The organism is Alteromonas sp. W12 (assembly GCF_001924945.1).
Lineage (GTDB): Bacteria > Pseudomonadota > Gammaproteobacteria > Enterobacterales > Alteromonadaceae > Alteromonas > Alteromonas macleodii.
On sequence record NZ_LQXH01000008.1, the window covers coordinates 476542 to 488734 of the forward strand.

6 protein-coding genes are annotated in these 12193 nt (G+C 46.4%); all 6 read left to right on the forward strand.

Features of this window, described 5'->3' with window-relative positions:
* Nucleotides 1-247 precede the first annotated feature (247 nt).
* Nucleotides 248-4276 carry a DNA-directed RNA polymerase subunit beta gene (rpoB, locus tag AWH61_RS13455; protein ID WP_014977618.1) on the forward strand — a complete coding sequence of 1343 codons (4029 nt, stop codon included), beginning with the start codon at nt 248-250 and terminating at the stop codon, nt 4274-4276.
* A gap of 81 nt (nt 4277-4357) precedes the next feature.
* The gene (rpoC, locus tag AWH61_RS13460; RefSeq protein ID WP_039229319.1) at nt 4358-8530 is read left to right on the forward strand and encodes a DNA-directed RNA polymerase subunit beta'; all 4173 of its coding nucleotides are present in this window, start codon (nt 4358-4360) and stop codon (nt 8528-8530) included.
* A 309-nt stretch (nt 8531-8839) separates the two neighbouring features.
* The gene (gene rpsL / locus AWH61_RS13465; protein ID WP_014951037.1) at nt 8840-9214 is read left to right on the forward strand and encodes a 30S ribosomal protein S12; all 375 of its coding nucleotides are present in this window, start codon (nt 8840-8842) and stop codon (nt 9212-9214) included.
* Nucleotides 9215-9289: 75 nt separating this feature from the next.
* A complete protein-coding gene (gene rpsG, locus AWH61_RS13470; protein WP_014951036.1) occupies nt 9290-9760 on the forward strand; it encodes a 30S ribosomal protein S7 in 471 nt (156 codons plus the stop codon).
* A gap of 27 nt (nt 9761-9787) precedes the next feature.
* Complete coding sequence (gene fusA, locus AWH61_RS13475; protein WP_014951035.1) at nt 9788-11890, forward strand: elongation factor G; 2103 nt, start codon at nt 9788-9790, stop codon at nt 11888-11890.
* Nucleotides 11891-11953: 63 nt separating this feature from the next.
* Nucleotides 11954-12193: GTP-binding protein (locus tag AWH61_RS13480; RefSeq protein ID WP_249922618.1), on the forward strand; the 240-nt coding region annotated here is incomplete at its 3' end.

The window sequence follows — 12193 nt, forward strand, 5'->3', positions numbered from 1 at the left end:
GTGTAGAATCTAACCCTTGGTTACACTACTTAAAGCGCCATTCGGAAATACCCATAAAAAGCATAAAAATCCAACAAGTTAACTAATAATTGGTTAAATTTTGTTGTATGCTGGTGTATCTGCCCGAAAAAGGGTTGTGGAAGTTTGTTGCTTAGTGCGCCATTTGAAACGTAGCTTTTAGCCCATAGCACGCGTTTTAAAGCATTTTGCAGCAGGTTGGGTCATAAATCAGCAGGCTGAGGAACCCATGGTTTACTCTTATAGCGAAAAGAAACGTATCCGTAAGGATTTTGGCAAACGCCCACAGGTATTGGAAATTCCATACCTTCTTTCAATTCAGCTTGATTCTTTCAAAAAGTTTATTGAGATCGATGCAGATGCTCAATACGGTTTGGAAGCAGCATTTCGTTCCGTTTTTCCAATTAAAAGCTACTCAGGTAGTTCAGAGCTTCAGTATGTAAGCTACCGCCTGGGAGAGCCCGTTTTCGACGTTAAAGAATGTCAAATTCGCGGCGTAACTTTCTCTGCTCCGTTAAGAGTAAAACTACGGTTAGTGTTGTTCGATAAAGACGCTGCGCCAGGTACCGTAAAAGATATTAAAGAACAAGAAGTGTACATGGGCGAGATCCCATTGATGACTGAGAACGGTACGTTCGTTATCAATGGTACAGAGCGTGTTATCGTGTCACAGCTACACCGTTCACCTGGTGTATTCTTTGATCACGACAAAGGTAAAACCCACTCGTCAGGTAAAGTGCTTTATAACGCACGTGTAATTCCTTACCGTGGTTCGTGGTTAGACTTCGAGTTTGACCCGAAAGATAACCTATTCGTACGTATCGACCGTCGTCGTAAGTTGCCTGCAACGATTATCTTACGCGCACTTGAAATGACGTCTGAAGAAATCCTAGATACTTTCTTCGACAAAGTAAGCGTACGTATCGACAAAGACAAACTAATGATGGAAGTGGTGCCAGATCGCCTACGTGGTGAGACGGCTGCTTTTGATATCATTGACGGTGAAGGCAACGTTGTTGTTGAAACGGGTCGTCGTATTTCTGCGCGCCACACGCGTGCACTAGAAAAAGCCGGTCTTACAGAACTTGAAGTTCCAGCCGATTACCTAATTGGCCGTGTTTACGCAGCTACTTATGTAAACGAAGACACAGGCGAAGTGATTGTAAGCGCGAACGACGAACTAACCCTTGAAAACCTAGCGGCACTTAGCCAAGCGGGCATCAAAGAGTTCGAAACGCTTTACATCAACGAGCTAGATCACGGTTCATACATTTCAGATACGCTACGTATCGATTCTTCAACTAACCGCCTTGAAGCACTAGTTGAAATTTACCGTATGATGCGTCCTGGTGAGCCACCAACGAAAGATGCAGCTGAAACCTTGTTCGATAACTTGTTCTTCTCTGATGAACGTTACGACCTATCTTCTGTTGGCCGCATGAAGTTCAACCGCCGTCTTGGCCGTGAAGAACTTATTGGTGCTGGTACACTAGATAAAGAAGACATTATTTCTGTAATGAAGCAGCTAATAATGATTCGTGACGGTAAAGACGAAGTAGATGACATCGATCACCTAGGTAACCGTCGTATCCGTTCTGTAGGTGAAATGGCAGAAAACCAATTCCGCGTTGGTCTTGTACGTGTTGAGCGTGCAGTTAAAGAGCGTCTAAGCTTAGGCGACCTAGACAACGTGATGCCACAAGATCTTATTAACGCTAAGCCTATCTCGGCTGCGGTTAAAGAGTTCTTCGGTTCATCTCAGCTTTCTCAGTTCATGGACCAAAACAACCCGCTATCAGAAGTAACGCATAAGCGTCGTATTTCTGCATTAGGCCCGGGTGGTCTTACACGTGAACGTGCAGGCTTCGAAGTTCGAGACGTACACCCGACTCACTACGGTCGTCTATGTCCAATCGAAACGCCGGAAGGCCCGAACATCGGTCTAATTAACTCATTGGCAAGCTTCGCGCGTACCAATGACTTCGGTTTCCTAGAAACGCCGTTCCGTCGCATTGTAGACGGTGTGGTAACAGACGAAATCGATTACTTATCTGCAATTGAAGAAGGTCAATTCGCAATCGCTCAGGCAAACATCGCGTTGACTGAAGCAGGCGAGTTGGTTGACGACCTAATTCCATGTCGTCACCGCGGTGAAACTACCTTGATGCCGAAAGAAGACATCAAGTACATGGACGTTTCACCTCAGCAAATCGTTTCAATTGCTGCAAGCATTATCCCATTCCTAGAGCACGATGATGCGAACCGTGCACTAATGGGTGCGAACATGCAACGTCAGGCAGTACCTACACTACGCGCTGATAAGCCGCTAGTTGGTACCGGTATGGAAAGAACTATCGCGGTTGACTCAGGTGTTACTGTAGTTGCTAAGCGCGGTGGTGTGGTTGATTACGTAGATGCCAGCCGTATCGTTATTAAAGTAGACGAAGATGAAATGCTTCCAGGTGAAGCAGGTATCGATATCTACAACCTGACTAAGTACACTCGTTCTAACCAAAACACGTGTATCAATCAGAAGCCTACTTGTAGTGTTGGCGACCCGATTGTTGCAGGCGACGTGCTAGCTGATGGTCCTTCAACAGACCTAGGTGACCTTGCACTTGGTCAGAACATGCGTATCGCGTTCATGCCGTGGAATGGTTACAACTTTGAGGATTCAATCCTTATTTCTGAGCGTGTAGCGCAGGAAGACCGTTTTACTACTATCCATATTCAAGAGCTTAGCTGTATCGCTCGTGATACTAAGCTTGGGCCAGAAGAAATTTCTTCTGATATCCCGAACGTGGGTGAATCTGCACTAAGCAAGCTTGATGAATCAGGTGTTGTTTACATTGGTGCGGAAGTGAAAGGCGGTGACATCCTTGTAGGTAAAGTAACGCCTAAAGGTGAAACGCAGCTTACGCCAGAAGAAAAACTACTACGTGCAATCTTCGGTGAGAAAGCGTCTGACGTTAAAGATACGTCTCTACGTGTACCTAACTCTGTTCACGGTACGGTAATCGACGTTCAAGTATTTACCCGTGACGGTGTAGAGAAAGACAAGCGTGCGCTAGAAATTGAAGATATGCAGCTACGTCAGGTTAAGAAAGACCTTACTGACGAGTTCGAAATTCTTGCAGACGGTATCTTTGCACGTGCACAAACTGCACTTCTACGTGCTGGTGTTGACCAAGCTAAGCTTGACAGCCTGCCGCGTGAAAAGTGGTTTGAAATCGCACTTAACAGTGAAGATGCACAGCTAGAGCTAGACCAAATCGCTGATCAGCATGCTGAAATCAAACTTGATTTCGATAAGAAGTTTGAAGGTAAGCGTCGCAAGATTACTCAAGGCGATGACCTAGCACCTGGCGTGCTTAAGATCGTTAAGGTTTACCTTGCGGTTAAACGTCACATCCAACCGGGTGATAAAATGGCCGGTCGTCACGGTAACAAAGGTGTTATCTCGACTATCCAGCCTGTAGAAGACATGCCATACGATGCTAACGGTACGCCGGTAGATATCGTTCTTAACCCACTAGGTGTACCGTCTCGTATGAACATCGGTCAGATCCTAGAAACGCACTTGGGTATGGCTGCACACGGTCTTGGTGTGAAGATTGATCGCATGATTAAAGAGCAGCGCGAGCTGGCTGAACTACGCGACTTCTTGAAGAAGGTGTACGAGCTTGGTGAGAATCACCAAGAAGTAGACATCGATAGCTTCACAGACCACGAAGTTCGTCGTCTAGCGGAAAACCTTCGTAAGGGTGTTCCAGTAGCAACACCTGTATTCGACGGTGCTCGTGAATCTGAAATCAAAGAAATGCTGAAGCTTGCTGATATTCCAGAAAGCGGTCAGATTGCTTTGTTTGACGGTCGTACCGGTCGTGAATTTGAGCGTCCAGTTACGGTTGGTTACATGTACATGCTGAAACTGAACCACTTAGTAGACGACAAAATGCACGCGCGTTCTACTGGTTCTTACAGCCTTGTTACACAGCAGCCTCTTGGTGGTAAAGCACAGTTCGGTGGTCAGCGCTTCGGTGAGATGGAAGTGTGGGCACTTGAAGCATACGGTGCAGCATATACCCTTCAAGAAATGCTTACCGTTAAGTCGGATGACGTTAACGGCCGTACCAAGATGTACAAGAACATCGTCGATGGCGACCACAGAATGGAACCTGGCATGCCAGAGTCATTCAACGTACTACTTAAAGAAATTCGCTCGTTGGGTATCAACATCGAGCTTGAAGAAAAGTAATACGGCGTTAGCCACGTAATGTTATGAGATGGCCCGGCGCTTGCGCCGGGCTCTAGAGACTGACTCCGCTGGGAGAGTAATGTGAAAGACTTATTAAAGTTTCTAAAGCAACAAAACAAGACTGAAGAATTCGATAATATTCGAATCGGTCTGTCTTCACCTGACATGATCCGTTCATGGTCATTCGGTGAAGTTAAAAAGCCTGAAACAATTAACTACCGTACGTTCAAGCCTGAGCGTGACGGTCTGTTCTGTGCGCGTATCTTTGGTCCGGTTAAAGACTACGAGTGTCTTTGCGGTAAGTATAAGCGCCTTAAGCACCGTGGTGTTATCTGTGAGAAGTGTGGCGTTGAAGTTACACTGACTAAAGTACGTCGTGAGCGTATGGGTCACATCGAGCTAGCTAGCCCGGTAGCGCACATCTGGTTCCTTAAATCACTTCCGTCTCGTATCGGCCTAATGCTAGATATGACACTTCGTGATATTGAACGTGTACTTTACTTTGAATCATACGTGGTTACAGAGCCAGGTATGACTACGCTTGAGCGCAGCCAACTTCTTAACGAAGAAGAATACTTGGATGCACTTGAAGAGCACGGTGATGAGTTTGAAGCGAAGATGGGTGCTGAAGCAGTATTCGATCTTCTTACAGCACTAGACGTAGACGCAGACGTTGCGGCTATGCGTGAAGAGCTGCCTTCAATCAACTCTGAAACTAAGCGTAAGAAAATTACTAAGCGTCTTAAGTTGCTTGAGTCATTCCAACAGTCTGGTAACAAGCCAGAGTGGATGATCATGACGGTTCTTCCGGTACTTCCACCAGATTTACGTCCTCTAGTACCACTAGATGGCGGCCGTTTTGCAACGTCTGACCTTAACGACCTTTACCGTCGTGTAATTAACCGTAACAACCGTCTTAAGCGTCTTCTAGACCTAGCTGCTCCAGACATCATCGTACGCAACGAAAAGCGTATGCTTCAAGAGTCTGTAGATGCGCTTCTAGATAACGGACGTCGTGGTCGTGCGATTACCGGTTCTAACAAGCGTCCACTTAAGTCGCTTGCAGACATGATCAAAGGTAAGCAAGGTCGTTTCCGTCAAAACCTTCTTGGTAAGCGTGTTGACTACTCAGGCCGTTCTGTAATTACCGTTGGTCCTACGCTACGTCTTCACCAGTGTGGTCTTCCTAAGAAGATGGCACTTGAGCTATTTAAGCCGTTTATCTACGGTAAGCTTGAAGGTCGTGGTCTTGCGACAACAATTAAAGCAGCTAAGAAGCTTGTAGAGCGCGAAGCACCAGAGGTTTGGGACGTACTAGACGACGTTATCCGCGAACACCCGGTACTACTTAACCGTGCACCTACACTTCACCGTTTGGGTATCCAAGCATTCGAACCAACACTAATCGAAGGTAAAGCGATTCAGCTTCACCCGCTAGTGTGTGCGGCGTACAACGCCGACTTCGATGGTGACCAAATGGCGGTACACGTACCGTTGACAATCGAAGCACAGCTAGAAGCTCGTGCGCTAATGATGTCAACGAACAACATTCTGTCACCTGCGAATGGTGAGCCAATCATCGTACCTTCACAGGACGTTGTTTTGGGTCTTTACTACCTAACGCGTGACAAAGTAAACGGCTTAGGCGAAGGCATGGTATTTACCAGCCCGAATGAAGCCGAAAAAGCATACCGTACAGGTAATGCTGAGCTTCACTCACGCGTTAAAGTACGTATTACTGAATATGACATCGATGAAGATGGCAACAAAACTGAGAAAGTAACGTTAACTGACACGACTGTTGGTCGTGCAATTTTCTCATTGATCCTTCCTAAGGGTCTGCCGTTTGAAATCATCAACCAAGCGATGGGCAAGAAGCAAATTTCAAGACTATTGAATGCTTGTTACCGTACGCTAGGTCTGAAAGACACAGTAATTGCTGCTGACCAAATCATGTATACCGGTTTCCATTACGCGATGATCGCGGGTGCGTCTGTTGGTATCGACGATATGGTTATCCCTGCTGCTAAGAAAGACATCATCGATGCAGCGGAAGCAGAAGTTATCGAAATTCAGGAACAGTTCCAAAACGGTCTTGTTACCGCGGGTGAGCGTTACAACAAAGTTATCGATATCTGGTCAAATGCCAACGAAAAAGTTGCTAAGGCCATGATGGATAACCTTAAGACTGACATCGTAATTAACCGCGATGGCGAAGAAGAAGAGCAATCATCATTTAACTCTGTTTACATGATGGCCGACTCGGGTGCTCGTGGTAGTGCCGCTCAGATTCGTCAGCTAGCTGGTATGCGTGGTCTGATGGCTAAGCCAGATGGCTCAATCATCGAAACCCCAATTACGGCGAACTTCCGTGAAGGTCTGAACGTACTACAGTACTTCATCTCAACTCACGGTGCTCGTAAAGGTCTTGCGGATACCGCACTTAAGACAGCGAACTCGGGTTACCTAACGCGTCGTCTAGTAGACGTTGCACAAGACTTGGTAATCACTAACGACGACTGTGGCACATTCGAAGGTGTTCAAATGACACCACTAATCGAAGGTGGTGACGTTGTTGAGCCACTACGCGAGCGTGTACTAGGTCGTGTAGTAGCAGAAGATGTACTTAAGCCAGGTACTAACGAAGTACTAGTAGAGCGTAACGTTCTTCTAGACGAAGCGTTAGTAGACATGCTTGAAGCTAACTCAGTTGACCAAATCATGGTTCGCTCGGTAATCACTTGTGACAACGACTTCGGTGTTTGTGCTAAGTGTTACGGTCGTGACCTTGCACGTGGTCACATGGTGGGTAGCGGTGAATCGGTTGGTGTTATTGCAGCACAGTCAATCGGTGAGCCAGGTACACAGCTTACCATGCGTACGTTCCACATCGGTGGTGCGGCATCAAGAGCATCTGCTGAGAACAGCGTACAAGTTAAGACTGCGGGTAGCCTTAAGCTACACAATGCTAAATTCGTACGTAACTCTGACGGCAAAGTGGTTATCGTTTCTCGTTCAACAGAACTTACTGTTATCGACGAGCAAGGCCGTGAGAAAGAGCGCTATAAAGTACCTTACGGTGCTGTGCTTAGCGTGGATGACGGTGCAACTATTGCAGCTGGCGACGTTGTTGCTAACTGGGATCCGCATAGTCACCCAATCATCACTGAACGTGCAGCTAAGATTAGCTTCGCAGACATTGATGACTCTAACACCGAAATGCAGCAAGACGAGCTTACTGGTCTAACCCGTATCGTTGTTAAAGACCTTGCGAAAGTAAACTCTAAAGAGCCTAAGCTAATTCTTGAAAGCGACGAGTTCGGTCTTCAAGAAATTCGTCTTCCAAGCTTCACAACCATCGAAGCGAAAGAAGGCAAAGTGGCTAACGAAGGTGACGTGCTAGCACGTATTCCTCAGGAAAGCTCGAAGACTCGTGATATCACGGGTGGTCTACCGCGCGTTGCGGACCTATTTGAAGCACGTAAGCCTAAAGAGCCTGCAATCCTTGCAGAAATCTCAGGTACTATCGGCTTCGGTAAAGAGACCAAAGGTAAGAAGCGTCTTGTAATTACACCTGCTGAGGGTGACGCATACGAAGAGATGATTCCTAAGTGGCGTCAGCTTAACGTATTCGAAGGTGAGAAAGTGGAAAAAGGCGAAGTTATCGCTGATGGTCCAGAGTCTCCGCACGATATCCTACGTCTACGTGGTATCTCAGCAGTAGCAAACTACATCGTGAACGAAGTTCAGGAAGTATACCGTCTACAGGGTGTTAAGATTAACGATAAGCACATCGAAGTAGTTATCCGTCAGATGCTACGTAAGTGCATTATCACTAATCCAGGCGATACGCAGTTCCTTGAAGGCGAACAGGTTGAAGTATCGAACGTTAAAGTGGCTAACCGTGAAATTGAAAAACACGGCAAGATCCCAGCGCAGTACGAAACACAGCTGCTTGGTATCACTAAAGCGTCACTGTCTACTGAGTCATTTATCTCAGCGGCATCGTTCCAAGAAACAACACGTGTTCTAACTGAAGCTGCGGTTCAGGGTAAAGAAGATGACCTACGCGGTCTGAAAGAAAACGTAATCGTTGGTCGACTAATTCCAGCGGGTACAGGTTTCGCTTACCACGAACGCCGTGCACAACGTCGCAAAGAGCAAATCGAAGAAATGTCAGTTTCTGCTGCTGAAGCAGAACAGGCACTAACCGAAGCGCTTAATGCTGGTGCAGACGAAGATACTGCCGAATAAGGCAAGATCATAGGAGTACGTTAACGTACTCCTAACAATTTGGCAGTCTAGTTGTACAGATTGCAGATAAATTAACTGCTTAACCTTTGTACACCTTGACAGTCAGAGCGATGATCTTTAATATTCCGCGACCCGATTTTGGATAGCCATCAAGTGGCTCGATAAACGGTCGCGGTTTTTTGTATCAGCGCTCAGTGAATGTTGACGAGCACAATGTTCACAAACAAGAGCGATTAAGCAATTAATCGTATTAATATGGACCCAATCACAGTGATTGGGTTTTCGTAGTTTTTAATCAGGAGCTAGTTAATGGCAACAGTTAACCAGTTAGTGCGCAAGCCGCGTAGAAAGCCCGTTGAAAAAAGCAACGTAGCTGCTCTACAAGCTTGTCCACAAAGACGTGGTGTATGTACTCGTGTATATACTACTACGCCTAAGAAACCAAACTCTGCACTACGTAAAGTATGTCGTGTACGTCTAACTAACGGTTTTGAAGTTTCTTCATACATCGGTGGTGAAGGTCACAACCTACAAGAGCACAGTGTAGTGCTTATCCGTGGTGGTCGTGTTAAAGATCTACCAGGTGTTCGTTATCACACAGTTCGCGGTACTCTTGACTGCGCAGGTGTAAACGATCGTAAACAAGCCCGTTCTAAATACGGCGCGAAGAAGCCTAAGTCATAACGGTTCTCCGTTAGTAAGGCCAAACTGAAGTTTAAGAGTTTTGGGTTTTCCCTGAATTCATACGGAGAATAGAAAATGCCAAGAAGAAGAGTCGTAGGTCAACGTAAAATCCTACCAGAGCCAAAATTTGGTTCACAACTGCTTGCGAAATTCATGAATGTCGTAATGCTCGACGGCAAAAAGTCAGTCGCTGAAAAAATCGTTTACGGTGCGCTTGATATTGTTGCTGAAAAAACCGGCAAAGCACACCTAGATATCTTCGAGGAAGCGCTTGATAACATCCGCCCAACAGTAGAGGTTAAGTCTCGTCGTGTTGGTGGTTCAACTTATCAGGTTCCAGTTGAAGTACGTCCAGTTCGTCGTAACGCGCTAGGTATGCGTTGGATGGTTGAAGCTGCACGTAAACGTGGCGAAAAGTCTATGGCACAACGCCTAGCGGCTGAAATGCTAGACGCAGCAGATAATAAAGGTTCAGCGGTTAAGAAACGTGAAGACGTTCACCGTATGGCCGAAGCAAACAAAGCGTTTGCTCACTACCGTTGGTAATCAACGTTATTTAACTGAGAGAGATTTATGCCTCGTAAGACCTCGATTGAGCGTTATCGCAATATTGGTATTGTGGCTCACGTGGACGCGGGTAAAACCACGACCACAGAGCGTGTTCTGTTTTATACAGGACTGTCTCACAAAATCGGTGAAGTGCACGATGGTGCTGCTACCATGGACTGGATGGAGCAAGAGCAGGAGCGTGGTATTACTATCACGTCTGCTGCAACGACTTGTTTCTGGTCTGGTATGGAGCAACAGTTCGATCAACACAGGATCAACATCATCGACACCCCTGGACACGTTGACTTTACTATCGAAGTAGAGCGTTCATTGCGTGTACTAGACGGTGCAGTTGTTGTTTTCTGTGGGTCTTCTGGGGTAGAACCTCAATCAGAGACAGTCTGGCGACAGGCTGACAAATATCAAGTGCCACGCCTTGTGTTCGTTAATAAGATGGACCGGGCTGGCGCTGATTTTGAACGTGTTGTGGGTCAAATCCGCAAGCGTTTAGGCGCAAACTGTGTTCCGATTCAAATCAACATGGGCGCTGAAGAGAATTTCCATGGCGTCATCGACCTTGTGAAGATGAAAGCCATCAACTGGAATGAAGAAGACATGGGTATGACATTTACCTATGAAGACATTCCGGCTGAATATTTAGATACCGCTGAGCAGTACCGTACCGAAATGATCGAAGCGGCTGCAGAAGCATCTGATGAGCTAATGAATAAATACTTGGAAGGTGAAGAGCTTTCTGAGGAAGAAATTCGTTCAGGCCTTCGTCAGCGTACGCTGAACAACGAAATTGTTCTTGCCACCTGTGGCAGTGCCTTCAAAAACAAAGGTGTTCAGGCAGTACTAGACTCTGTTATTCATTATCTTCCGTCTCCAACAGAAGTTAAGGCCATCACTGGTGTACTTGACGACAAAGACGAGACAGAAGCAGAGCGTCATTCAAGCGATGATGAGCCGTTCTCAGCGCTAGCATTTAAAATAGCGACCGACCCATTTGTGGGTACGCTAACCTTCTTCCGTTGTTACTCTGGTGTAGTAAACACGGGTGATACGGTTTACAACCCTGTTAAGGGCAAGCGTGAGCGCTTTGGTCGTATTGTGCAAATGCACGCGAAAGACCGTGAAGAAATTAAAGAAGTACGCGCAGGTGACATCGCTGCGGCCATTGGCCTTAAAGATGTAACAACCGGTGATACGCTTTGTGACCCTAACCATGTTATTACGCTAGAGCGTATGGAGTTCCCAGAGCCGGTAATTTCAATTGCGGTTGAGCCTAAGTCGCAAGCTGACCAAGAGAAAATGGGCATAGCCCTAAGCAAGCTTGCAGCTGAAGATCCGTCATTCAAAGTAAAAACTGACGACGAGACTGGCCAGACGATTATCTCAGGTATGGGTGAACTTCACCTTGATATCATTGTCGACCGCATGAAGCGCGAATTTAAAGTTGAATGTAACGTAGGTAACCCTCAGGTTGCTTATCGTGAAACCCTTCGTAAATCTGTTGAAGTTGAAGGGAAGTTCGTTCGTCAGTCAGGCGGCCGCGGCCAATTTGGTCATGTATGGCTGCGCATTGAGCCTCAAGAAGAAGGTTCAGGCTACGAATTTGTGAACGAAATCGTCGGTGGTGTGGTACCAAAAGAGTTCATTCCAGCGGTCGATAAAGGAATTCAGGAGCAGATGCGAAGTGGTGTTCTTGCAGGGTATCCAGTACTTGATGTAAAGGTTACGTTGTTTGACGGTTCATACCACGATGTTGACTCTTCTGAAATGGCGTTTAAGATCGCCGGCTCTATGGGTTTCAAAAAAGGCGCCGCAGAAGCAAATCCGGTGTTACTTGAACCCACAATGAAAGTTGAAGTGACTACTCCAGAAGACTGGATGGGTGATGTAGTTGGTGACATTAATCGTCGCCGCGGCATGATCGAAGGTATGGAAGATGGCGTCGCAGGTGTTAAAATAATACGTGCTAAAGTGCCGCTTTCAGAAATGTTTGGCTACGCAACTGACTTGCGTTCACAAACACAAGGTCGTGCTTCATACTCAATGGAGTTCTTCAATTATTCTGAGGCGCCGAACAATGTGGCGCAGGCTATTATTGAATCTAGAATTTAATCTAAATGAAGGTTCGGTCCGGTCTATTGGTGGGTCGGACTTTTAACTTAGGAAACGAGAAAAATGGCAAAAGAAAAGTTTGAACGTACGAAACCCCACGTAAACGTGGGTACAATCGGCCACGTTGACCACGGTAAAACTACGCTAACTGCAGCAATCACTACAGTTCTTTCAAAGACTTACGGTGGTAACGCACAGGCTTTCGATCAAATCGATAACGCGCCTGAAGAGAAAGCACGTGGTATCACCATTTCTACTTCACACGTAGAATATGACACTCCTACTCGTCACTACGCACACGTA

Coding starts and splice junctions, on each gene's coding strand:
- rpoB (WP_014977618.1), top strand. CDS start 248: ATGGTTTACTCTTATAGCGAAAAGAAACGTATCCGTAAGGATTTTGGC.
- rpsL (WP_014951037.1), top strand. CDS start 8,840: ATGGCAACAGTTAACCAGTTAGTGCGCAAGCCGCGTAGAAAGCCCGTT.
- rpsG (WP_014951036.1), top strand. CDS start 9,290: ATGCCAAGAAGAAGAGTCGTAGGTCAACGTAAAATCCTACCAGAGCCA.
- fusA (WP_014951035.1), top strand. CDS start 9,788: ATGCCTCGTAAGACCTCGATTGAGCGTTATCGCAATATTGGTATTGTG.